The 24,225-nt window shown below is 65.8% G+C and carries 19 protein-coding genes; 12 read left to right on the plus strand and 7 right to left on the minus strand.

Going from position 1 to position 24,225, the window contains the following annotated elements; translation table 11 throughout:
• Positions 1–7 precede the first annotated feature (7 nt).
• The 3 genes from FPP74_RS01320 (at position 8) to FPP74_RS01330 (ending at position 5,225) form a co-directional block, all read left to right on the plus strand.
• Positions 8–565 (plus strand): adenine phosphoribosyltransferase, encoded by a 558-nt coding sequence (locus tag FPP74_RS01320; protein ID WP_095545803.1) that lies wholly within the window; start codon positions 8–10, stop codon positions 563–565.
• Positions 566–641: 76 nt separating this feature from the next.
• Complete coding sequence (locus tag FPP74_RS01325) at positions 642–2,921, plus strand: bifunctional (p)ppGpp synthetase/guanosine-3',5'-bis(diphosphate) 3'-pyrophosphohydrolase (protein ID WP_095548142.1); 2,280 nt, start codon at positions 642–644, stop codon at positions 2,919–2,921.
• 162 nt (positions 2,922–3,083) lie between these two features.
• Positions 3,084–5,225 carry a 5'-nucleotidase C-terminal domain-containing protein gene (locus tag FPP74_RS01330; RefSeq protein WP_144716898.1) on the plus strand — a complete coding sequence of 714 codons (2,142 nt, stop codon included), beginning with the start codon at positions 3,084–3,086 and terminating at the stop codon, positions 5,223–5,225.
• 431 nt (positions 5,226–5,656) lie between these two features.
• Here the strand turns inward: FPP74_RS01330 and FPP74_RS01335 are convergent, their stop codons facing one another.
• Together FPP74_RS01335 and FPP74_RS01340 are read right to left on the minus strand one after the other, a co-directional pair.
• The gene (locus FPP74_RS01335; protein WP_144716900.1) at positions 5,657–6,025 is read right to left on the minus strand and encodes a hypothetical protein; all 369 of its coding nucleotides are present in this window, start codon (positions 6,023–6,025) and stop codon (positions 5,657–5,659) included.
• A gap of 212 nt (positions 6,026–6,237) precedes the next feature.
• Entirely contained in the window at positions 6,238–7,206 is a 969-nt protein-coding gene (locus tag FPP74_RS01340; RefSeq protein WP_144716902.1) for a peptidylprolyl isomerase, read from the minus strand.
• A gap of 146 nt (positions 7,207–7,352) precedes the next feature.
• Between FPP74_RS01340 and tpx the strand changes: the two genes are divergently transcribed.
• The 3 genes from tpx to hisS all read left to right on the plus strand — a co-directional run bounded on the left by tpx (position 7,353) and on the right by hisS (position 9,905).
• A complete protein-coding gene (gene tpx / locus FPP74_RS01345; protein WP_095276315.1) occupies positions 7,353–7,850 on the plus strand; it encodes a thiol peroxidase in 498 nt (165 codons plus the stop codon).
• A 67-nt stretch (positions 7,851–7,917) separates the two neighbouring features.
• Complete coding sequence (locus FPP74_RS01350; RefSeq protein WP_144716904.1) at positions 7,918–8,598, plus strand: MBL fold metallo-hydrolase; 681 nt, start codon at positions 7,918–7,920, stop codon at positions 8,596–8,598.
• Between the two features lie 11 nt (positions 8,599–8,609).
• On the plus strand, positions 8,610–9,905 hold the full coding sequence (gene hisS, locus FPP74_RS01355) for a histidine--tRNA ligase (RefSeq protein ID WP_144716906.1): 1,296 nt from the start codon (positions 8,610–8,612) through the stop codon (positions 9,903–9,905).
• On the opposite strand, the gene FPP74_RS01360 is transcribed toward hisS, so the two are convergent.
• The 5 genes from FPP74_RS01360 to FPP74_RS01380 are packed head-to-tail and all read right to left on the minus strand — an operon-like array spanning position 9,902 to position 14,906.
• Positions 9,902–11,299, minus strand: a complete 1,398-nt coding sequence (locus FPP74_RS01360) for an L-serine ammonia-lyase (RefSeq protein ID WP_144716908.1) — start codon at positions 11,297–11,299, stop codon at positions 9,902–9,904. The genes hisS and FPP74_RS01360 overlap by 4 nt on opposite strands.
• A gap of 26 nt (positions 11,300–11,325) precedes the next feature.
• Positions 11,326–11,988, minus strand: coding sequence for an FMN reductase (locus tag FPP74_RS01365; RefSeq protein ID WP_144716910.1), 663 nt, complete (start codon positions 11,986–11,988; stop codon positions 11,326–11,328).
• 34 nt (positions 11,989–12,022) lie between these two features.
• A complete protein-coding gene (locus FPP74_RS01370; RefSeq protein WP_144716912.1) occupies positions 12,023–13,165 on the minus strand; it encodes a CE1758 family FMN-dependent luciferase-like monooxygenase in 1,143 nt (380 codons plus the stop codon).
• Between the two features lie 31 nt (positions 13,166–13,196).
• The gene (locus FPP74_RS01375; protein ID WP_144716914.1) at positions 13,197–13,934 is read right to left on the minus strand and encodes a CBS domain-containing protein; all 738 of its coding nucleotides are present in this window, start codon (positions 13,932–13,934) and stop codon (positions 13,197–13,199) included.
• A gap of 51 nt (positions 13,935–13,985) precedes the next feature.
• On the minus strand, positions 13,986–14,906 hold the full coding sequence (locus tag FPP74_RS01380) for a neutral zinc metallopeptidase (protein ID WP_144716916.1): 921 nt from the start codon (positions 14,904–14,906) through the stop codon (positions 13,986–13,988).
• A gap of 171 nt (positions 14,907–15,077) precedes the next feature.
• Between FPP74_RS01380 and aspS the strand changes: the two genes are divergently transcribed.
• The 6 genes from aspS (at position 15,078) to mltG (ending at position 24,220) form a co-directional block, all read left to right on the plus strand.
• Positions 15,078–16,868 (plus strand): aspartate--tRNA ligase, encoded by a 1,791-nt coding sequence (gene aspS, locus FPP74_RS01385; protein ID WP_095276754.1) that lies wholly within the window; start codon positions 15,078–15,080, stop codon positions 16,866–16,868.
• A 103-nt stretch (positions 16,869–16,971) separates the two neighbouring features.
• Positions 16,972–18,231 (plus strand): phosphotransferase, encoded by a 1,260-nt coding sequence (locus tag FPP74_RS01390; protein WP_095536647.1) that lies wholly within the window; start codon positions 16,972–16,974, stop codon positions 18,229–18,231.
• Between the two features lie 11 nt (positions 18,232–18,242).
• Complete coding sequence (locus tag FPP74_RS01395; protein ID WP_095536646.1) at positions 18,243–19,646, plus strand: replication-associated recombination protein A; 1,404 nt, start codon at positions 18,243–18,245, stop codon at positions 19,644–19,646.
• Positions 19,647–19,742: 96 nt separating this feature from the next.
• The gene (gene alaS, locus FPP74_RS01400; protein WP_144716918.1) at positions 19,743–22,412 is read left to right on the plus strand and encodes an alanine--tRNA ligase; all 2,670 of its coding nucleotides are present in this window, start codon (positions 19,743–19,745) and stop codon (positions 22,410–22,412) included.
• A gap of 162 nt (positions 22,413–22,574) precedes the next feature.
• Positions 22,575–23,072 (plus strand): Holliday junction resolvase RuvX, encoded by a 498-nt coding sequence (ruvX, locus tag FPP74_RS01405; RefSeq protein WP_095536644.1) that lies wholly within the window; start codon positions 22,575–22,577, stop codon positions 23,070–23,072.
• Positions 23,069–24,220, plus strand: a complete 1,152-nt coding sequence (mltG, locus tag FPP74_RS01410; RefSeq protein ID WP_144716920.1) for an endolytic transglycosylase MltG — start codon at positions 23,069–23,071, stop codon at positions 24,218–24,220. The genes ruvX and mltG overlap by 4 nt, the downstream gene beginning before the upstream one ends.
• The last annotated feature ends 5 nt before the right edge of the window (positions 24,221–24,225 follow it).

The raw sequence follows: 24,225 nt of genomic DNA on the forward strand, positions 1-24,225 counted from the left end.
CCGGCCCATGGCTAAGACAGACAACAAGTATTCGTCCGCGCAGGAAGCGCTCGCTGATAAGGTGCGCCGCGTACCCGACTTTCCAGCTGAGGGCGTGTTGTTCGAAGATCTCACCCCGGTGCTTGCCGACGCCGACGCGCTCAACGCCGTCATCCGCGAAATGGCTGAGGCCAGCAAGCAGCTCGGCGGTGACCTCATCGGCGGTTTGGATGCCCGCGGTTTCCTGCTCGGCTCCGCTGTCGCCTTTGACATGGGCGTTGGCATCCTGGCCATCCGCAAGCAGGGCAAGCTGCCGCCGCCGGTGATCACCCAGGAGTACCAGACCGAGTACAGCACCGCGGCGCTCGAGATCCCCGAAGACGGCATGCAGCTTGAGGGGAAGCGCGTCGTGCTTGTCGACGATGTCCTTGCCACCGGTGGCACGCTCGTGGCTGCCACCAACCTCATCGAGCGCGCAGGCGGCAAAGTCGTCGGCTACGTGGTCGTGCTCGAAGTCGACGGGCTCGGCGGCCGCGAGCGCCTCGGCGACGCCCCGTTGGTGGTTTTGGACGACGGAGGGCGCTGAAGCGACTAGAATCAGACTCTTACACTGAGTTTCGTTTCGGTGTGCAGTCTGGTTCAGAGTCTGGCGGGAGGCCCCGGTGTCGCAAGAGAAAACTTCTAAGCGCTCAGGTCAAACGGTGCGTAGCGTCTCCGCGCGGCTGGCGCGCTCGCTCACGGGCGGCGGGCGCCCGAAGATTAACCCGGTCCTGGACCCGCTGCTATCTATTCACCGGAAATACCACCCGAAGGCCAGCGTCGAGCTGCTCAACCGCGCCTATGGGACCGCCGAGCGCCTGCACGAGGGCGTGTTCCGCAAATCCGGCGACCCCTACATCACGCACCCGCTTGCCGTGGCGACGATCTGCTCCGAGATCGGCATGGACACCACCACCGTGGTCGCGGCGCTGCTGCACGACACGGTGGAGGACACCGACTACACCCTGGACGACCTCACGGCTGACTTCGGTCCGGAGGTGGCCCGCCTGGTAGACGGAGTGACCAAGCTGGACAAGGTGGAGCTGGGCAAGGCCGCAGAAGCGGAGACGATCCGGAAGATGATCGTCGCCATGGCGAAGGACCCGCGCGTGCTGGTGATTAAGGTGGCGGACCGCCTGCACAATATGCGCACGATGCGCTTCCTCCCACCCGAGAAGCAGGCGAAGAAGGCGAAGGAGACGCTCGACGTCATCGCGCCGTTGGCACACCGCCTCGGCATGGCCTCGGTGAAGTGGGAGCTGGAGGACCTGGCCTTTGCAATCCTGTACCCGAAGAAGTACGAGGAGATCGTACGCCTCGTGGCGGATCGGGCCCCCTCGCGTGACCGGGCGCTTCAAGAGCTCACGGAACAGATCCAGTCTGAGCTGAAGGCGAACGGTATCGAGGCCGAGGTGATGGGGCGCCCGAAGCACTACTGGTCCATCTACCAGAAGATGGTGGTGCGGGGACACGAGTTCAACGAGATCTTCGACCTGGTGGGCATCCGCGTCCTGGTGGATACGGTGCACGATTGCTATGCCGCGGTCGGCGTCGTCCACGCCCTGTACTCGGCCATGCCCGGACGGTTCAAGGACTATATCTCCAACCCACGTTTCGGCGTCTACCAGTCGCTGCATACTACGGTGATGACGGACACGGGCCGCCCGCTCGAGGTGCAGGTGCGCACCCACGATATGCACTACAACGCCGAGTACGGGGTTGCGGCGCACTGGCGCTACAAGGAGACGAAGGGCTCCCACAAGGGCAACCAGAACGAAGTGGATGAGATGGCGTGGATGCGCCAGCTTCTGGACTGGCAGAAGGAAGCGGCTGACCCGGACGAGTTCCTTGATTCGCTGCGCTACGACCTGACCAGCCAGCAGCTCTTCGCGTTCACCCCGAAGGGCGACGTGGTGAACTTGCCGGCGGGGTCCACCCCGGTCGACTTCGCCTACGCCGTGCACACGGAGGTGGGGCACCGGTGCATTGGTGCGAAGGTCAACGGCAAACTCGTGGCCTTGGAGACCAAACTGGAATCCGGCGACCGGGTGGAGATCTTTACCTCCAAGGACCAAAACGCCGGCCCGAGCCGGGACTGGCAGGACTTCGTGGTCTCGCCGCGAGCGAAGACGAAGATCCGCCAGTGGTTTGCCAAGGAGCGCCGCGAGGAGCACCTGGAGGCGGGGCGCGACGCGCTGGCCGCGGAGGTGCAGCGCGGAGGGCTGCCCATGTACCGCCTGTTCACGGCGGAGTCGATGCGCAGGGTGGCCAAGCAGCTGCACTACCCGGATGTGGACGCCCTGTATACCGCGATCGGAGCCGGTCACGTCTCCGCGCAGCACGTGGGCAAAATGTTCGTCGACCTGTTTGGCAACGAGGAGGACGCGGTCGATGCGCTCGCGGACCGCGCCCCGATGTCGGAACTGGTGCGGCGGGATCCGCGCGAGTCCGCCAGCGGTATCCTCGTGCAGGGGAGCCCAGACGTCATGGCGAAGTTGGCCAAGTGTTGTCAACCGGTGCCAGGTGATGAGATCTTCGGCTTTGTCACCCGCGGCGGGGGAGTCTCGGTCCACCGCACCGACTGCACCAATGCGGCCAAGTTGCGTGAGGAGCCGGAGCGGCTTATCGACGTCGCGTGGTCCACAAAATCCACGGCAGGCGGTGCCTCGCTGGCCACCCTCCAGGTCGAGGCACTGGACCGCCACGGGCTGCTCGCAGAGCTCACCGGCGTCATGACGGACCAGAACCTCCCGATCTTGGCGCTGTCTTCCCAGGCCTCGGACGACCGGATCGCCAACGTCCGGTTCACCATCGAGGTCTCCGACACCAAGCAGCTGGGCGCGCTGATGAATCAGTTGCGGAACGTGGAGGGCGTCTACGACATCTACAGGGTGACGTCGTAAAGCGCGCTCTGCGTGCCGAAGTTGAACAGCGGGTGAATTGTTGGCGACGTCCGCCTTGAATCTCAAGGCCGACCTGTCACAGTACGTACGTTGTGCTGCGAGCGAGCTGATTTCGCGCTAGAAAACAGTGAGACCCCTATTTCACACGCAGAGGAGTTCCAAGTGTTTTCTTTCCGTCGCGCCGGCGCGCTGATCGCCGCAACTACGTCGACCGCGCTGGTGGTCACCGCTGTCCCGGCTTTTGCCGCGGACGATGAGAAGGTGCAGATTAGCATCGCTAACTTCACCGACTTCCACGGCCGCCTCGAGGCGAACCTGTCCACGGACAAGGAAACGGGCGAGGTCACCCCGAAGAAAGGCGACGAGATGGGTGCCGCAAACATCGCCGGCATCATCAACTTCCTGCGAGACAAGAACGCCAACACTATCGTCACCAGCTCGGGCGATAACCAGGGCGGCTCGGCATTCGTCTCCGCGATCTCAGACGACAAATACACCATGGACTTTGTCAAGGCCGTTGGCACCGCGGGCTCCGCTGCTGGCAACCACGAGTTTGATAAGGGCTACAAGGACCTGATTGACCGCATCAACCCGGGTACCGGTGACATCCAGCTCGGCGCGAACGTGTTCAAGGAGGACGGCTCCCGCGACCTGGAGGCCTCGAAGATCGTCGAGATTGACGGCGTGAAGGTTGGGCTGGTGGGCACCACCTCCAACCTGACCAAGAGCAAGTCCAGCCCGGATAATGTCGCCGGCCTGAACTTCACCGACTCCTCCGAGCAGGTGAATAAGGAAGCGAAGAAGCTGAAGGATGAGAAGAAGGCCGACGTGGTCGTCGCCCTCATCCACGACCCGGTCGAGACCGGCGCGCCGAAGCTGGACCCGGAGTATGTCGACTTCATGTTCGGCGGCGACAGCCACGTGAACGTGGTCAACGCCGATGCCCCGGTGCCGAACGCACAGTCTTGGGAGTACGGCAAGGTCGTGACCGACCTGGACTTCACCTTCAACAAGACCACCGGGGAGATCGAGGCACCGGCGTTCGAGCAGTACGACGCCGAGTCCCTGGTCACCCTGGACATCACCCCGGACGCCGAGGTGCAGAAGATCGTCGACGAGGCGAAGGCGGAAGCCGGCAAGCTCGGCGAGGAGGTCGTGGCCAACGTCCAGGACACCTACCTGCGTGGCTCCAACCCCGGGGAGAACACCGGCTCGAACCGTGGTACCGAGTCCACCGCGAACAACATGCTCGCTGAGTCCGCGCTTTACGCGATGGACAAGTCGCTCGACGAGCACATCGACCTGGGCATCATGAACGCTGGCGGCGTCCGCGCGGACCTCGAGGCCGGCGACGTGACCTACCAGGAGGCCTTCCAGGTCCAGCCGTTTGGCAACGACATCTCGGTGGCAACCTTGTCCGGCAAGGCCATCAAGGACGCCCTCGAGCGTCAGTGGCAGAGCAAGGAGGACGCCGAGAAGTCCGGCCGCCCACGCCTGGACATGGGCCTGTCCAACAACGTCGCCTACACCTACAACCCGGAGGCTGAGGCCGGCGAGCGCATCACCTCCGTAACCATTGACGGTCAGCCGCTCGAGGACGACAAGGACTACCGCATTGCAGGTTCCTCCTTCCTGTTCGCTGGCGGCGACAACTTTGTGAACCCGGACGACGTCCGCGACCTGCTCAACGTTGGCTACAACGACCTGCAGGCGTTCGTTGACTACCTGAAGTCCGACGAAGTTGGCGTGCGCAAGGGCCAGAAGGACGTCGGCGTGGTCCTGCCGGAGGAGCTGAAGGCAGGCACCACCGCCTCCATCAAGCTCTCCTCCCTCAACTACTCGTCCGAGGGCGAGCCGATGGCAAAGCAGGCCACCGTCACGCTTGGCGACGCCACCGCGACCGCCGACATCGACGCCTCCACCACCAAGGCGGACAACGGCCTGGGTGAGCAGGGCCGCGCGACTGTGGACATCGCCATCCCGGCCGAGGCCGCTGGAGAGCAGACGCTGAGCATCACCACCGACGCTGGCACCGAGCTGACGGTTCCGGTTACCGTGGCGGCTGCTGACCCGAAGCCGTCCGAGGAGCCGGCGCCGAGCGAGAAGCCTGCGCCGTCCGAGGAGCCCAAGCCGTCCGAGGAGCCGACGCCGGGCGACGAGCAGGGTGCGCAGGACGGCAGCACCGCAAACCTGGGCACCATCATGGGCGCCGTTGCAGGTGTGCTCGCCCTCCTCGGCCTGCTGGCCGTCGTCTTCGCTGGTCCGATCGACCAGGTGCTTGGCCCGATCGCAAAGCTTTCCTAGCAGCCTCCCCGTAGGGGACCCAACCTGCCGCAGCGGCGCCGTCCTCCTCTCAATGTTGAGAGAGTGGGACGGCGCCGCTGCTCGCGTTCAACGACACAATCTGTGCCCGGGATCGGCGTTTTCGGGGCATGGCACGCTCAGTTCCAGAAGAACGCTCGACCCTGGGTGTGGCAGCAGCGGTGCGTTGGGCCGCCAACAGGCTCTACCGCCCAATCGGCGCCTACTTGACGAGAATGGGTTGACGAAGATGCGAGAAGAAGGGACCGCGACGTCCTCGTCACCCGATTCTCGTCAAGTAAGCCAAACCCGCTCATGACATCAAGCGAGGCACCCATTGAGTCGGCGGGCAGGGCAGAGCATCGCAAGCAAAAAGCCCGGCCACAGGGGCCGGGCTGTGCTCACGCGCCCAAGGGTGCGCGGTGACTCCGCAATTACGCGCGCAGGTACTTGTCGAGGAACGCGAACAGGGTGCCCAGGGCGCCAATGACGGCGGTGAACACTGCGATCCAGTCGCGGATCTCAGACGGGGACATGTCCTTGATGGAGGAACCCTCGTCCTTCTTGTTGTTGTCGCCGGTGTTGACCTTCGGGCCGTTGGACGGCTTGGAGGTCGTGGTCGGCTTCGACTCGGTGGTCTTGGTCGGCTCAGCCTTGGTGGTTTCGGTCGGCTCAGCCTTGGCGGTCGCCGTCGGGGTGGTGGTGCGGGTGGTGACCGTGGTGTCAGCGGTAGCTGCAACTGCGCCGGTGGACATGACAGCTGCTGCGGTTGCGGCGGCGAGGAGGCCCTTGCGGAACTGCATCTGATTCCCTATCTTTCGGAGATCTTCGATTGAACGTTGATTACCTTAGCCAGACACCAAAGGGTACGCAACAGTTTTCCCGGCAATTCTTCAATGTTCTCGCAACGCAAGATGAACTTTAAATGAACTGCTCACGTGCGTTTTGTGTCATGTCGGGTGCGCTCAAGAGTGTCTGGCGGCACGAGCAACGATACCAGAAAGTATCGTGCGCGCTACTTGACCGTAGCGGAATTGATCTTAACCTCTTCGGCGGGCGGTCCGTCCTGGCCACCGTCCTGAGTACCCTTCTCGGCGATCGCGTCGAGGGTGTCAAGGCCCTCCTGGTTGATCTGGCCAAAGTAGGTGTACATCGGGGGCAGGATGGAATCGCCGTAGTTGAGGAAGAACTGCGAACCGTTCGTGCCTACGCCTGCGTTGGCCATCGCAATGGATCCGCGCGGGTAACGCTTCTGGTCCTGCTGCAGCGCCATGGACTTGTACTGTTCCTTCTCCTCGTCGGAGACGCCCTCGGGGATCTGGAGCTGGGACTCGTCGACGGACTCGAGGGCCTCGTCGGTGGGGAACTCGTTGGCAAATTGGAAGCCAGGTCCGCCCGAACCGGTGCCGGACGGGTCGCCGCACTGGAGGACCTTGAGTCCTTCGTTGGTGGTCAGGCGGTGGCACACACTGCCGTCGAAGTACTTCTCCGAGGCCAGGTGCTCGATGGCGTTAACGGTGCAGGGCGAGACGCTGCGGTCCAGCTCCATGCCGATCGGGCCTGCGCTGGTGTCCAGCTCGACGTTGACCTTGCCCTCTGTGGAGACGTCCTCGGTCTTCGGCTTGCCAGCTTCTGCCTCGCCTTCGCCAGCCTGTGGGCTGTCGTTGTACGAGCACGACACGGTCGCGGGCAGCGCCGTCGCGCGCTCGGTGGCCACCGCTTCGAACTGGGAGGGGTCGATGCTGGGCTCGGTCTCGGAGGACTCGGCGGCTTCCGAGGAAGCGGTGGTGTCCTGGGCCGTGACGTCATCGTCACCGTCGTTCTGCGTTGCGGCGAAGTAGATGCCACCGCCGACGACCGCAATCACCACTGCGGACAGCGCCGCCACGGTGAGCGGCTTGGACTTCTCCTTGCGGTCGCGGGAATCAAGCTCGCGCTTGAGGTGGGTGAGGGCTTCTTCGCCCCGTTTTTGGTTGTCGGCCACCTGAGATACCTCACTTGTGTGTTGCGTAGCGTCGCTAAGCGCTGGTGCGCTCGGCAGGTGAATTTCGGGGCTTAAGCCTAGCAGTGCTTGGGCCGCCGCTTGATCAACCCTTGCGAGGCCTGACTCGCGTCCATAGAATCGCGCCCATGGCTACCGTTACTTTTGAAGGCAATGAGACCACTACTTCCGGCGAGCTGCCCAAGGTCGGCGACGCGCTGCCCAACGCAACGCTCGTCGCGGGCGACCTGAGCGAGAAGTCCCTGGCGGACTACTCGGGCAAGCGCCTCGTCCTGAACATCTTCCCGTCCCTTGACACCGGCGTGTGCGCGAACTCCGTGCGCAAGTTCAACGAGCTCGCCGCGTCCCTGGACAACACGGAGGTCCTGTGCATCTCCAAGGACCTGCCGTTCGCGCAGCAGCGTTTCTGCGCCGCCGAGGGCATCGAGAGCGTCGAGGCGCTGTCCGCGTTCCGCTCTTCCTTCGCCGACGACTTTGGCCTGACCCTCGAGGGCTCCCCGCTCAAGGGCCTGTGCGCTCGCGCCGTCGTGGTGACGGACGCTGACCACAAGGTCATCCACACCGAGCTCGTCTCCGAGATCACCACCGAGCCGGACTACCAGGCAGCAGAGGACGCGCTGAAGTAAGTAAGTCTGCTCCCCGCACGCGGGCGTTTCCGGCCACTGGGTCGGGCGCCCGCTTTATTATTACCGTATGAAGCTTTCAGGTTTTGCCGCAGGCCCGTTCCAAACCAACTGCTACGTGCTCCTTTCGGAGGAATCGAGCGAAGCGGTGGTGATCGACCCCGGAATGGGCGCCTACGAGCCCGTCACCGAGTTTCTCACCCGCGAGCAGGCGACGCTCACCGCCGTGGTCTGCACCCACGGCCACCTTGACCACACCCGGGACGCCGCCCGTTTCGACGTCCCGGTGTACATCCACCCAGACGACGAGTTCATGCTCGACGGTGGCCTCGGCCTACCGGACTCGACCCGCCAGCTCTTCGACGCAGCGTCGATGCAACCCCCGCGCGAGGTGCGCTCGCTTCTCGACGCCCACTCGCTCACCCTCGCCGACACCACCTTTACCGTCCGACACGCCCCCGGGCACTCGCCGGGATGTGTGCTGCTCGTGGAAGACGCAGGGGAGAACAAGACGGGAACGGCGGGGGAGACCGGCCCGCTGGTTTTCTCCGGCGACGTCCTGTTCCGCGGCGCGATCGGCCGCACCGACTTCGAACATTCGGACCCCGCGGCGATGCGCGCGTCGCTGCGCGGCCCCGTGTGGGACCTCGACGACGCTTGCGTCGTGCTGCCCGGCCACGGACCGACCACGGTGATGGGGCAGGAGCGCGCGACCAACCCGTTCCTGCTGCAGGCCAACCCGGACCGCTAAACTTTGAACTCGTGAGTGAATCGAAGAAGACCGAGAAGGTCCAGCCGAAGTTCCAACCGCTGTCTGCCCCGAAGGGCCTGCCCGATTACGTGCCGCCGCAGTCGGCGACATTCCACCGAGTCCGCGACGAGTTCGCGCGGCAGGCTCACCTGGCCGGGTACCAGCACGTTGAGCTGCCTGTCTTCGAGGACACCACGCTGTTCGCCCGCGGCGTTGGCGAGTCCACAGACGTGGTGTCCAAGGAGATGTACACCTTTACGGACCGTGGCGACCGCTCGGTCACGCTGCGCCCGGAGGGCACCGCGGGTGTGATGCGCGCCGTCATCGAGCACAACCTGGACCGAGGGTACCTGCCGGTCAAGCTGAACTACTACGGCCCGTTCTTCCGCTACGAGCGCCCGCAGGCCGGCCGCTACCGCCAGCTCCAGCAGGTCGGCGTGGAGGCGATCGGTGTGGACGACCCCCTGCTGGATGCGGAGATCATCGCGCTCGCGGATCGCTGCTTCCGGTCCATCGGTTTGACCGGATTCCGTCTGGAGCTGACCAGCCTGGGCGACCGCAACTGCCGCCCCGAGTACCGCCAGAAGCTACAGGACTTCCTGTTCTCCCTTCCGCTGGACGAGGAGACCCGCCACCGCGCCGAGATCAACCCGCTGCGCGTGCTTGACGACAAGCGCGAGAAGGTCCGCGAAATGACCGCGGACGCCCCGCTCATGCTCGACTACCTCGATGACGACTGCCGCAAGCACTTCGACCAGGTGCGCGCCTCCCTCGACGAGATGGGCGTGGAGTACGTGGTGAACCCGCGCATGGTCCGCGGCCTGGACTACTACACCAAGACCTGCTTCGAGTTCGTCCACGACGGCCTCGGCGCGCAGTCCGGCATCGGTGGCGGCGGCCGCTACGACGGGCTCATGGCGCAGATCGGCGGCCAGGACCTCTCCGGCATCGGCTTCGGCCTCGGCGTGGACCGCGCCGTGCTCGCGCTCGAGGCGGAGGGCGTCACTCTCGACGGGGTGGATCGCCGCGTCGACGTGTTCGGTGTCGGCATCGGCGAGGCCGCGCAGGCGCGCATGGCAGTGCTTATCGACGCCCTCCGCGCCGCCGGTGTCTCCGCCGACATGGCCTACGGCGGCCGCGGGCTCAAGGGCGCCATGAAGGGTGCCGACCGCGCCGGTGCCAAGTACGCGCTCGTTCTCGGCGACCGCGAGCTAGAGGCCGGCGAGATCGCGATCAAGGACCTTGCCGCGCACAGCCAGGAGACCGTGGCGCTCAGCGCCGAGGCGGTCATCGCGCAGCTGCGCTAGCACTCAGTGATGTTGACTGGCAGCCCGAGCTGGACTGCCAGGCCGCCCATCGAGGTCTCCTTGTACTTGGTCATCATGTCGCGGCCGGTCGTCGCCATGGTCTCGACGACGTCGTCGAGGGTGACGATGTTGGTGCCGTCGCCAAGCTTGGCCAGCCGGGCTGCGTTAATCGCCTTTACCCCGCCGATGGCGTTGCGCTCGATGCACGGGACTTGCACCAGGCCGCCGACCGGGTCGCACGTGAGGCCGAGGTTGTGCTCGAGCGCGATCTCGGCCGCGTTCTCAATCTGCGCCGGCGTACCGCCAAGGACCGCGCACATGCCGGCGGCGGCCATCGCGGAGGCTGAGCCGACCTCGCCCTGGCAGCCGACCTCGGCGCCGGAGATCGATGCGTTTGTTTTGATGATGATGCCCACCGCACCAGCGGTGAGCAGGAAGTTTCGCGCCTGCTCCTGGGTGAACGCGCCGTCGGTGAAATCGCGGCAGTAGTGCATCACCGCGGGGATGATGCCGGCGGCGCCGTTCGTGGGCGCGGTGACGACCTGGCCGTGGGCGGCATTTTCCTCATTCACAGCAAGCGCGTAGAGGTTGACCCACTCCATGGCGTCGAGGCCGCGGGCAGTGGATTCCTCGTACTCCGCGGTGAGCAGGCGGTGGAGGCGGTGGGCGCGGCGCTTCACGCCGAGGCCGCCAGGCAGGGTGCCCTCGGTCTTCAACCCGTGGGCGACGCATTCCTGCATGACGTCCCAGACGGCGTCAAGGTGGGCGTCGAGAAGCGCTTTGCCATGCAGCGCCTCTTCGTTGGCGCGCACGAGCTCGGCGATGGACAGGCCGCTTTCTTCACAGAGTGCGACGAGGGTCTTCGCGTCATTGAACTCGTACGGCGCGGGCTCGTTGTCGCGGACGGTGGCCACACCGGCTTCGTTGCGGTGCTCCTCCCTGCCGGTGCGGTCCAAGATGAAGCCGCCGCCGACGGAGTAGTACTCCTTGCGGGTGGCGATGCGGTTGCCGTCGGCGTCCCAGGCGTCAAAGATGAGGCAGTTCGGGTGCTGCGAGACCGGAGTGGGGTTAAACGTCACCTCGTACTCGACCTCGCCGGCAGGGCCCGAGATCATACCGCGTTCGGGCACCGGGTCGCCGGGTTTCGGGGCGATGTCGGCCGACGTGGTCGTGGGGGTGTAGCCAACCAGGCCGAGCAGCGTTGCGCGGTCGGTGCCGTGGCCCACACCAGTGGCGGCGAGGGAGCCGCGCAGTTCTACGCGGACGAATGCGGGCAGCACGCCGAGTTGTTCGACGAACGCGAGGGATGCGCGCATCGGGCCCACCGTGTGCGAAGACGACGGACCGATACCGATGCTGAAAAGGTCAACGACGCTAACAGTATTGTGGGGCATGCGCGCGATGATACCGCATCGTGGGATTAGCTCCGCGTCCCCGTGTGGCCTTCCAACAGCTGGGAAAACGGGACGAAATCTTCGGCAGGGTCCGTGCCGGTGCGGCGAGTGACGCCCTCCGGCGGGCCGCTCAATCCTTCGACCGCGCCGCTGGTGGTGACGATGCGCGCTGCGAGCTCGCTGGCAGCGCGGCTGATCCGCCGCTGGAACGAGGCGCCGTTGGCATCGCCGAAGTCAGCAGTGGCGGCGAAAAGTGAGGTGGGGACCACCGTCGCGTGCAGGTACGTGAGCAGCGGGCGCAGCGCGTATTCGGTGACGAGGGAATGGCGCTCGGAGCCAGCTGTCGCGGCGACGATGGTGGGCATGTCGGTCAACGCGTTGGGGTCCAGGGCGTCGAAGAACATCTTGAACAGGCCGCTGTAGCTGCCCTGAAACACCGGGGAGACCGCGACGAGGGCGTCGGCGGCGGACATGTCTCGTTTGACCTGATCAAGCCTGGGGGAGGGCATCCCGGTGAGCATGAGCTGCGTGAGCTCGGTGGCGTACTCGCGGACCTCGATCGTGGTGACCTCGAGGTCTTCGCCACGCCCGCCGACGGCGGAGCGGACCGCCGCCGCGATCTCATCCGCCACCTGTCTCGTGGTGGACGGCTGCGACAGACCTGCGGTGACTACCATGAGCTGCTTCATGCTGTGGTGGGTGCTCCTTCGCTACATTGCCCGGCTATTCGTGCTCGGATTGCTCCTGTGCTTCTCCGGGTGAAACGCGAAAGTGCGCCAGATTCTTCCCATCGCGCTTTGCACGTGCGAGGGACGCAAACGTGGGCGGGTCGCTCGGAACGTGGACCGGGCGGCGCGCTTCCATCCTTCTGCACAGCTCAGGGACCACTTCCGTGCCGAGGCGCTCGATCTGGCGGAGCACCACCTCGAGTGGGAGTCCGGCGTGGTCAATAAGGAACAGCTGGCGCTGATAGTCCCCGACCCAATCAGCGAACTGCATCGTACGCTCGATGACCATCTCGGGAGTGCCCACGGTCAGCGGGGTGATGTCGGTGAACTCTTCCAGCGAGGGCCCGTGGCCGTAGACGGGCGCGTTGTCAAAGTATGGGCGGAACTCGCGTTTCGCCTGTTCCTCAGAATCCGCGATGTACACCTGGCCACCGAGCCCGACGATGGCCTGATCCGCCGCGCCGTGCCCGTACGCGGCGAAGCGCCGACGGTAGATGCCGACCATCTTCGCGGTGTGCTCCTTGTTCCAAAAAATATTGTTGTGGAAGAACCCATCGCCGTAGTACGCCGCCTGCTCGGCGATCTGCGGCGAGCGGATGGATCCGTGCCACACGAATGGCGGCACGCCCTCAAGCGGCGCGGGCGTGGTGGTGAACCCGTGCAACGGGGTGCGGAACGTGCCCTCCCAGTTGACGTTCTGCTCGCGCCACAGCCTGCGCAGGAGGTGGTAGTGCTCCACCGCGAGCGGGATGCCCTTGCGGATGTCCTTGCCAAACCAGGGGTAGACGGGGCCGGTGTTACCGCGCCCGAGCATGAGGTCCATGCGGCCATCCACCAGGTTCTGCAAGAAGGAGTAATCCTCCGAGAGCCTGACAGGGTCCGTGGTGGTGATCAGCGTGGTTGACGTGGAGAGCAGGATGGAGGAGGTTTTCGCACCAATGTAGGCCAGGTGGGTCGTCGGAGAAGACGGGACGAACGGCGGGTTGTGGTGCTGGCCTGTGGCGAAGACATCGAGCCCGACCTCCTCGGTCTTCAGCGCGATCTGTGTCATCGCGTCGATCCGCTGTTTCTCGGTCGGGGTCGCGCCGTTGGTGGGGTCCGCGGTGACGTCGCCGATGGTAAAGACGCCGAACTGCATCCGTGGGTGTCCTTTCCGTTGATCGTCGCGGTTAGCGGGCCGCCAGCAGGGCAGGAATGTCGGTAGCCACCAGTACCGCGAAGGGGCGCTGGCTGGGTGAGCCGGACTCGGTGATGATGGCCAGGCGGGGGAGCGCGCCGCTGTCCAGCGGCGTGGTCAGCGCATCAACGGCTACTGCGGCGGTGACGGACCGTGGCAGGAAGACCGGCTGGTCGTGCCGCCCCGACAGATCGAGCACCTGCTTGACCGTGGTCGGGGTGAGGTGGTTGTTTGCGTCCAGTTCGCCCGCCAGCCAGCGAGCCAGCGCGTTGGTGGTGAGCAACCCGACGCAGGCGCCGGCGTCGTAGACAGGGAACTGCCTGTGGCCGGTCTCCCGCAGCGCGCGCAGCGGCTCCCGGATGTCGTCGTCCGGGGCGAACGTAATCACGGCTTGCGTCTGGACCACTTCGAGGGCCAGCGCCGGGGTGAGCAGCGCGTCGCGCAAACGCTCAATCTCTTCCACCGTCTCCTGCAGCGGCTCTGCAATGGGGCGCAGGTCGCGGTACTCGCCGTGTGAGATCGCGTTGCGCAGCTCCGCGTACTCCACAAGCAGGTCAGCTTGGTCGCGGCTCACCACGCCCTTCTTCGCCGCCTGCCTGGTCATCCACTTGAAGGAGTCCGACTTTTTTGCTCCTAACTCCTCGCGCAGGAAGCCTTCAATGGCGTTGAACGCGGCCATAAACGGCACAGCGCGGTTGGCGCGGTTCTGGGGGGATGACGTTTCGCTCATGCCCACGAGGGTAGCGGTGGTGGCACGTGGGCGTCGATAAGCGATGTGGCTCTAGGCGTCCTGGTAGACGCCGCGGTTGAGCGTGTCGCAGGCGGACATCTGGCCGGTGGTGTAGCCGGACTTGAAGGCCTCGGCGCGCTGCTCGGAGGAGCCGTGGGTCCAGGAATCCGGATCCACATCGCCGCCGGACTTGCGCTGGATGCTGTCGTCGCCGATCGCCTGCGCGGTCTGAATTGCCTGGTTAAGCTGCTCGTCCGTAATCGGCTCGAGCGCCGCGTCCGGCCCCTCGGAGGCGTGCTTGGCCCAGATGCCGGCGTAGCAATCGGCCTGGAGCTCGATGGCCACGGCGGCGGAGTCCTCGCCCGGGTTCTTGTAATCGCTCAGGCCCAGGGTGCCCTCGAGGTTCTGGATGTGGTGGCCCATCTCGTGCGCGGTGACGTACTCCTGGGAGAGCGCGCCATCGGAGCCGCCCAGCTGGCCGAGCTGCTCAAAGAAGGACACGTCGAGGTAGGCAGTGGTGTCGTTCGGGCAGTAGAACGGGCCGGTATCGGCCGTTGCGTACCCACAGCCAGTGCTGACATCGCTGCGGAATAGGTTGATGTCTGCGGGGGTGTACTCAATGTTCGCCTGCGCCGGCAGGACTTCGGCCCACACCTGGTCGACAGAGCGGGCGGTGGCCTCCGCGCGGCAGTCGTCGTACTCGTTGGCCGCGCCCGGGGCATCGCAGTGGCTCAGGTCGTAGTCGCCCTGGGCGCCGGGGCTTTGCTGAGACTGGTCCTGCGGGTCAGAGGAGCCGCCGGTGAGCCCGCCCAGGCCGCCGTTGAGGAGGAACACGATGGCCAGCAGAATGATCGTGCCAATACCGCCGCCGCCCACGGCGATGGGGATGCCGCCGCCTCCAGCCCGGCCGCTGCCGGAACTCGTCTGCGCGCGGCGGCCTTGGCCCTGACCAAAATCATTCTTAAACGTCATGCTGCAAATCTTGCCAAAAAACCGCGTGCAGCGCTGCATCCCCGCGCCCGTGCCGCGTAGAGTAGCGGCAATGTAGAGGCAAACCGGGGCGCTTCAACGCTTGACGACGCCTACGGGTAGAGTTTTTGGCGTTCAAGTTTTGCCCTCACGTGGAAGGACGTGGAAGAGACCGTGCTGCGCACTCACCTTGCGGGTGATCTCCGCAAAGAACTCGATGGACAGACCGTTACGCTCACCGGTTGGGTGGGCCGACGCCGCGACCACGGCGGCGTGATCTTCATCGACCTGCGCGACCGTTCCGGCCTGGCGCAGGTTGTGTTCCGCGAATCCGAGGTGGCGGAGGCCGCGCACGACCTGCGCAGCGAGTACGTCATCCAGGTCACCGGCGTGGTTGAACCGCGCCCGGAGGGCTCGCAGAACCCGAACCTGGCCTCCGGCGAGATCGAGGTCAACGTCTCCGAGCTCACCGTGCTGAACAAGGCGGCCGCGCTGCCGTTCCAGATCGAGGACGCCTCCTCCAGCGAGGTCGGCGAGGAGACCCGCCTGAAGTACCGCTACCTGGACCTGCGCCGCGAGCGTCAGGCGAACGCGCTGCGCCTGCGCGCGAAGGCGAACCAGGCCGCCCGCCGCGTGCTGGATGAAAACGGCTTCACCGAAATCGAGACGCCGACGCTGACCCGCTCCACCCCGGAGGGCGCGCGCGACTTCCTCGTCCCGGCCCGCCTCCGTCCGGGCAGCTGGTACGCGCTGCCGCAGTCCCCGCAGCTGTTCAAGCAGCTGCTCATGGTCGCCGGCATGGAGCGCTACTACCAGATCGCGCGGTGCTACCGCGACGAGGACTTCCGCGCCGACCGCCAGCCGGAGTTCACCCAGCTGGACGTCGAGGCGAGCTTCGTGGACCAGGACGACGTCATCGCCCTGGCCGAGCAGATCGTCACGGAACTGTGGAAGCTGATCGGCTACGAGATCACCACCCCGATCCCGCGCATGACCTACAAGGACGCGATGGAGAAGTACGGCTCGGACAAGCCGGACCTGCGCTTTGACATCCAGCTGCAGGACTGCACCGAGTTTTTCAAGGACACCACCTTCCGCGTCTTCAACGCTGAGTACGTCGGCGCTGTTGTGATGGACGGCGGCGCCTCCCAGCCGCGTCGCCAGCTCGATGCGTGGCAGGACTGGGCCAAGCAGCGCGGCGCCAAGGGCCTGGCCTACATCCTCGTGCAGGAGGACGGCTCCCTGGGCGGCCCGGTGGCCAAGAACATTACGGACGAGGAGAAGGCCGGCATTGCCGATCACGTCGGTGCGAAGCCGGGCGACTGCATCTTCTTCGCTGCGGGCGAAACCAAGGCCTCCCGCGCGCTCCTCGGCGCTGCCCGTGGCGAGATTGCGAAGAAGCTCGACCTGATCAAGGACGGCGACTGGGCGTTCACCTGGGTCGTCGACGCGCCGCTGTTCGAGCCGTCTGCGGACGCCACCGCGTCCGGCGACGTCGCCCTCGGCCACTCGAAGTGGACCGCCGTCCACCACGCGTTCACCTCGCCGAAGCCGGAGTACTTGGACAACTTTGATAAGAATCCGGGCGAGGCACTGGCGTACGCCTACGACATCGTCTGCAACGGCAACGAGATCGGCGGCGGCTCGATCCGTATCCACCAGCGCGACGTGCAGGAGCGCGTCTTCGACGTCATGGGCATCAGCGAGGAAGAGGCCCGCGAGAAGTTCGGCTTCCTGCTCGACGCGTTCGCGTTCGGTGCACCCCCGCACGGCGGCATCGCCTTCGGCTGGGACCGCATCGTATCCCTGCTCGGCGGCTTCGACTCCATCCGCGACGTCATCGCGTTCCCGAAGTCCGGCGGCGGCGTCGACCCGCTGACCGACGCGCCCGCCCCGATTACGAAGGAGCAGCGCAAGGAGTCCGGCGTGGATTTCAAGCCAAAGGCCGACGAAAAGGCTGAGTAAGAGCCAATTCGGTTCCACGGCCCCGGGAATGGCGGAAACGTCGCGCCCGGGGCCACTGGTATGTCACACTGAGAACCGAGTAACCCGCAAGGAGAGGTTCAGCATGGACCAAGAGCAGATCATCGCCGAGGCGGAGGAGATTCTCACTCGGCGCTACGGCGGCACCCAGACGCTCGGCGAGGTACAGCGTCTGGGTGGCTCCGGCGTTGCCAGTGTGTTCCGTGCCCGCGTGTCCAACAACCCGTTCCTGCAGCACCGGACCGTTGTGGTGAAGTACTCGCCAGAGACCGGCAACGTGCTGGAGGACGCTGCCTTTTTGCGGGAAGTGGTTGCCTACCAGTTCACGACGTCGTTAAGCGAAGATGTCCGGCCAGGCCCGGTCCTTCTTGGCTACGACATTGACCAGCGCATCGTCATTATTTCCGATTCGGGCGAAGGCGACACCCTGGCCACGCTGCTGGACAGCGCGGATGAGGAGCAGCACGTGCAGCTGCTGCGCAACCTCGGCACTGCGCTGGGGCGGATGCACGTCGGCTCGGCCGGCCGCGAGGACGCGTTCGACGTACTGTTCGCACAAGCGGCCCGCCAGCGCAGCGGAGCTGATACGATGCAGCACCTGCGCGAGCGCCTGCTTGCGCACCGCTTCGACTTTGGCCTGGACATGCTCGAACGCAGCGGGCTCGACGTGCCGACGGAGGTTCGGCTGACCGCCGCCAACGTGCGCAAGCGCCTGTTCAAAGGGGGCTCGCGGGCGTTTACTCCCTTTGACCTGTCGCCCGACAACATCATCTACGCGGACCGCACGCAGTTCCTGGACTACGAGTGGGCGGGTTTCCGCGACGTCTCCTTCGACGTGGCGTTCGTGGTCGCCGGGTTCCCGCTCTACGTCTCCGCGTGGGGCTACAGTGACGTGGCCATCGAGGCGTTCATCAGCGCGTGGGTGCAGGAGGTCCGCGGGATCTGGCCCGCATTCCTGCACGAGGACACGCTCCACGCCCGGATCACCGGCGCCATGGTCGCGTGGGCGCTGTCCAGCCTCTCCGTGATGGGGCAGTTCACCGTCGCCGAGCTTGCGGCCAGTGATGCCGAGCTCGCGCAAGAGCTTATCGACGCCGGCGTCGCACCCCACAGCGAACGGCTCACCGCGCAGGGCGAAGCGGCGAGCGGCGCGGAGACGCTACACGGCGGCTCGGACATCCTCCGCCCGCAGAGCCAGGGACCGTTCACCGAGGAGGAGCAGCTCGTGCGCCGCGACCTGCAGGAGACGTTCGAGGCGCTCGCCGCGTTTGCCGGCACCGGGCGCGACACGGCGTACCTCGTGATCGCTGACTTTGCCCGCACCGTGGCGAAGCGGTTTGCGTAGGCGGGGTGGCAATGGCACAAGAAGATTTGTTTGGCGGCGGGCTCGGCGGGCCAACTCCCGGCCCCGGTGACCCCGGTGACCCCGGTGACCCCGGTGGCCCCGCGGCAGGTCTGCGCGGCGCGAGCTTCTTCGAGGCGGGGCAAACCGCCCCGCTGGCTGCGCGGATGCGCCCGCGCTCGCTTGATGAGATCGCGGGGCAGGCGCATTTGCTCAGCGAGGGGAAGCCGTTGCGCCGCCTCGTCGAGGGCTCGGGGGCTGCCTCCGTCATCCTGTACGGGCCGCCCGGAACGGGCAAGACGACGATCGCGTCGCTGATCGCGCAGTCGATGGAGCAGAATTTCGTCGGCCTTTCTGCCCTGTCCAGCGGCGTGAAAGAGGTGCGCCAGGTCATTGACCAAGCGCGGCGCGACCTCATCCGGGGCGAGAAGACGGTGCTGTTTATTGACGAGGTCCACCGCTTCTCCAAAACCCAGCAGGACGCGCTGCTGGGGGCGGTGGAGAACCGCACGGTCCTGCTGGTTGCAGCGACGACGGAGAACCCCTCGTTCAGCGTCGTCGCCCCGCTGCTGTCCCGTTCGTTGCTGCTCAAGCTGGAGTCGCTCTCTCGCGAGGACCTGCGCAAGGTGATTGAGAACGCGGTCGTGGCACAGCGCGGGCTCGCCGGCACGGTGGAGCTTGCGGACGACGCGCGCGAGCAGCTGATCACACTGGCCGGCGGCGACGCGCGGCGCGCGCTGACCTACCTGGAGGCGGCGGCCGAGGCGGTGCCCGCCGGCGGGACGATCACGGTGGATACGCTGCGCGACAACGTGAACCGCGCGGTGGTGCGCTACGACCGGGACGGCGACCAGCACTACGACGTCGTCTCCGCGTTTATTAAATCGATCCGCGGCTCCGACGTGGACGCCGCGCTGCATTACCTGGCACGGATGATCGAGGCGGGCGAGGACCCCCGCTTCATCGCCCGACGCCTGGTCATCCACGCGTCCGAGGACATCGGGATGGCGGATCCGACCGCGCTGCAGACGGCCATCGCCGCGGCGAACGCGGTGCAGTTCATCGGGATGCCGGAGGGCCGGCTCCCGCTCGCGCAGGCGACGATTCACCTCGCCACCGCGCCGAAGTCGCCGTCGGTCATCCAGGGGATCACCCGCGCGCAGCAGGACGTCGCCGCCGGCAACATCGGCGCGGTGCCCCCGCACCTGCGCGACGGCCACTACGAGGGCGCGAAGGCGATGGGCAACGCCGTCGGCTACAAGTACCCGCACGATGACCCCCGCGGCGTGGTGACACAGCAGTACCTCCCCGACGAGTTGCTGGGCGCGGAGTACTACACGCCGACCGATCACGGCGCGGAGAAGCGGATCCGCGATTTCCTCGGTCGGCTGCGCCGCGTGATTCGGGGAAAGGACTAAGCGCGGGCATTGCTTATCGACGCGCACTGTCTCCGGATTCACACGCCGGGGTAGAGTAGTGCGGGACAAATACGAGCTTTGAAAGGACATCACCTCGTGCAGACACATGAGATCCGTGAGCGGTTTACCAACCACTTTGTTCAGGCAGGGCACACGCCCGTGCCGAGCGCTTCGCTGATCCTGGACGACCCGCAGCTGCTCTTTGTCAACGCCGGCATGGTGCCTTTCAAGCCGTACTTCCTGGGCCAGCAGAACCCGCCGTTTGAAAACGGCCTTGCAACCTCGATTCAGAAGTGCGTGCGCACGCTGGATATTGAAGAGGTGGGCGTGACCACCCGCCACAACACCTTCTTCCAGATGGCTGGCAACTTCTCCTTTGGCCAGTACTTCAAGGAAGGTGCGATTACTCACGCGTGGACGCTGTTGACCAACTCGGTTGAGGACGGTGGCTTCGGCCTGGACCCGGAGCGCCTGTGGGTCACCGTCTACCTGGACGACGACGAGGCCCTGGAAATCTGGCGCGACAAGATTGGCGTGCCGGAGTCGCGCATTCAGCGCATGGGGATGGAGGACAACTTCTGGTCCATGGGCGTGCCCGGCCCGTGCGGTCCGTGCTCCGAGATTTACTACGACCGTGGCCCTGAGTACGGCAAGGAGGGCGGCCCGGAGGCGGACGACTCCCGCTACATGGAGATCTGGAACCTGGTGTTCATGGAATCCATCCGCGGCGAAGGCGACAAGAAGGGCGGCTTCGACCTGCTTGGCGAGCTGCCGAAGAAGAACATCGATACCGGCCTGGGCATCGAGCGCGTCGCGTGCCTCCTCCAGGGCGTTGACAACGTGTACGAGACCGACCTGCTGCGGCCGGTGATCGACGAGGCCGTCAGGCTCACCGGCACCCAGTACGACGCAGGGAAGCACGAGGATGATGTGCGCTTCCGCGTCATTGCGGACCACTCCCGCACCGGCATGATGATCATCCTGGACGGCGTGACCCCGTCCAACGAGGGCCGCGGCTACATCCTGCGCCGCCTGCTGCGCCGCATCGTCCGCTCCGCCCGCCTGCTTGGCGCCGAGGGAAAGGTGCTCGAGGTCTTCATGAACACGATCATGGACACCATGACGCCTTCGTTCCCGGAGATCGCGGACAACCGCGAGCGCATCCTGCGCGTCGCCGTGGCCGAGGAGCGCGCCTTCCTGAAGACGCTCGCCTCCGGCACCAGCCGCTTCGACGAGGCTGCGTCCGCGCTGCGCGAGTCCGGCGCCACGACGCTGCCGGGCGAGCAGGCCTTTGAGCTGCACGACACCTACGGGTTCCCGATCGACCTGACGCTGGAGATGGCGCGCGAGGCTGGCCTCGACGTGGACATGGCGGCGTTCGACGCGGCGATGCAGGAGCAGCGTGCGCGCGCGAAGGCGGACAATAAGGCGAAGAAGCAGGGCAACATCGACGAGTCGCTCTACCGCGAGTGGGTTGACGCGCACCCCACCGAGTTCGTGGGCTACGGCGAGCTGTCGCACGTGGGCAAGGTGCTCGGCCTCGTGCGCGACGGCGCGAAGGTGAACGAGGCGACGGCAGGCGACGAGGTCGAGGTCATCCTCGATGTCACCCCGATGTACGCCGAGGCCGGCGGCCAAATGGCAGACCGCGGCCGCATCGTGGTGGGCGACACCGTGCTCAACGTCAACGACGTGCAGAAGGTGGGCAAGAAGCTCTGGGTGCACAAGGCCACCGTGGAGCACGGCGGGCTGGACCTCGGCCAGACCGTGACGGCGGAGGTGGACGAGGCCTGGCGCCACGGCGCGCGCCAGGCACACACCGCAACGCACCTGATCCACGCTGCGCTGCGCCAGGTGCTTGGGCCCACCGCGGTCCAGGCCGGCTCACTGAACAAGCCGGGCTACCTGCGCTTCGACTTCAACTACACCGACCAGCTCACCGACGCCCAGCTCAAAGAGATCGCCACCGTGACCAACCAGGCGGTCGACGCGGACTTTGCCGTCAACACCATCGAGACCTCCCTGGACAAGGCCAAGGAAATGGGAGCGATGGCGCTGTTCGGCGAGAACTACGGCGACCAGGTGCGTGTGGTGGAGATCGGCGGCCCGTTCTCCATCGAGCTGTGCGGCGGCACGCACGTCGCGCACTCCTCGCAGATCGGCCCGGTCGCCGTGCTGGGCGAGTCCTCCGTCGGCTCCGGCGCGCGGCGTATCGAGGCCTATTCGGGCATGCACTCCTTCGATTACTTCTCCAAGGAGGCGGCCCTTGCTTCCGGCATCGCCGCGGAGCTGAAGACCCCGACCGACCAACTGCCTGACCGCATCGCGCAGCTCACCGAGCGCCTCCGCGCCGCGGAGAAGGAGATCGAGGCGCTGCACCGCCAGCAGCTGCTCGCGCAGACGGCGGGCCTGGCAAAGAACGCGGAGCACGTCGGTGCGTTCAAGCTCGTCGCCGTCCACCTTCCGGACGGAGTGTCCGGCGGCGATCTTCGCACCATCGCCCAGGACGTCCGAGGCAAGCTCGGCACCGAGCCTTCCGTGGTGGCCCTGGCGTCCAACGACGGCGGCAAGGTCCCGTTCGCCGTGGCCGCAAACAAGGAGGCCGTCGCCGCCGGCGTGAAGTCTGGGGACCTGGTCAAGCTGGTCGGCGGCTACATTGACGGTAAGGGTGGCGGCAAGCCGGACCTGGCGCAGGGCTCCGGCAGCAATGCGGACGGCATTACGGCTGGCCTGGCCGCGCTGCGCGAGGAGCTCGCCGGCAAGTAAGCTGCAAATGTAACAAATTGGTCAAGGGACACGCCGTCGGCGTGTCCTGGCCTTTTGTGTGTAGACGGTATTTTGGCTGTGAGCGCCGTACGCGGTTTGACGCTGGCGTCGACTAGCGATTGCTTGTACGCATGAGCCCCGACCTGTAGATCGGAGAAACTTTTGAAGGTTGAGCCTGACACACCGGGCGTCGAAGACCCCGGCCCGGGGCGCAGACTCGGTATCGATGTGGGCACGGTCCGCATTGGTGTCGCGGCGTCGGACCGCGACGCAAAGCTGGCTATGCCAGTGGAGACTGTCAAACGCGTCACCGGGTTTAAGGACCGGGACGGCGAGGACATCGAGCGGTTGCTCGAGCTTATCGACGCCTACGGGGCCGTCGAAGTCGTTGTCGGGCTTCCCCGCGACCTCAAAGGAAACGGCTCCAAGAGCGTGAAGCACGCCAAGGAGATCGCCTTCCGTATCCGGCGGCGCAACGGCGACGTGGCCGTACGGATGGCGGACGAGCGGCTGACGACTGTCGCGGCGACGCACGCGATGCGGGCCTCCGGCCGCAGCGAAAAGGACCAGCGTGCCGTGATCGACCAAGCGGCGGCAGTGGAGATCTTGCAAACGTGGCTTGATGGCCGGCACAACTACCTCAAGGAGAACGAATCGTGACTTCCCGAAACAACGCCCAGCGGCGGACGCGAGGGATCGCGGTCCTTGTCGCCTCAATCCTGCTGATCATCGGCCTCATTGCGTGGATCGCCATTGCGCACCAAACCGCCTCGCCGGACGACTTTAAGGGCGAAGGCAACGGCGAGGAGCAGGTCGTGGAGATCCCCGAGGGCTCGAATATCTCCGCGCTCGGCCCCGAGCTTGAGGAGCGCGGCATCGTCGGCTCCAACAAGGCGTTCCAGGCCGCGGCTGCGAGCGACCCAGACTCCGACAACATCCAGCCGGGCTTCTACCGCCTGGAAAAGGAAATGAGCGCGGAGAGCGCCGTGTCTGCGCTGCTGGACCCGAACAAGAAGGTCACCCCGCTCCAGGTCTACGGCGGCGCGACGCTCATGGACATCAACGTGGTCGGTGGGCAGAAGCGCGAAGGCATCCTCACCATGATTCAGAACGTGACGTGCGGCAGTGAGATGGCGCAGGGCTGCGTGGACGTCGAGCGCCTCAACCACGTGGCGTCCGATGCGGACGCGGCGAGCCTGGGCGTGCCGGAGTGGGCCGTCGAGACGGTGGACGCGCGGAAGGGCGACGCGAAGCGCCTGGAGGGCCTGATCGCACCGGGCGAATACATCATTGACCCGGGTGCAACGGCTGAGCAGATCCTCACGGACCTGATTACCCGCTCCGCTGAGGTGTACAACTCCACCGACATCGCGTCCCGTTCAGAAAACGTGGGCCTCAGCCCGTACGAGCTGCTGGTTGCCGCCTCGCTGGTTGAGCGCGAAGCGCCGGCAGGCGAGTTTGACAAGGTTGCCCGAGTGATCCTGAACCGCCTCAACGAGCCGATGCGCCTGGAGTTTGACTCCACCGTGAACTACGGCCTGCCCAACGTCGAGGTCGCGACCACGGACGAGGACCGCCAGCGCGTCACCCCGTGGAACACCTACGCCATGGACGGGCTGCCGCAGACCCCGATCGCCTCGCCGTCCGTCGAGGCCCTCGACGCGATGGAGCACCCCGCCGACGGCAATTGGCTGTTCTTCGTCACCGTGGACAAGGACGGCACGACCGTGTTCAACGAAACCTTCGAGCAGCACCAGGAAGACACGCGCCGCGCGATCGACTCCGGCGTGCTTGACTCCCAGCGGTAGGGGCG

It is taken from the genome of Corynebacterium sp. NML180780, assembly GCF_007786415.1.
GTDB classification, from domain to species: Bacteria; Actinomycetota; Actinomycetes; order Mycobacteriales; family Mycobacteriaceae; genus Corynebacterium; species Corynebacterium gottingense.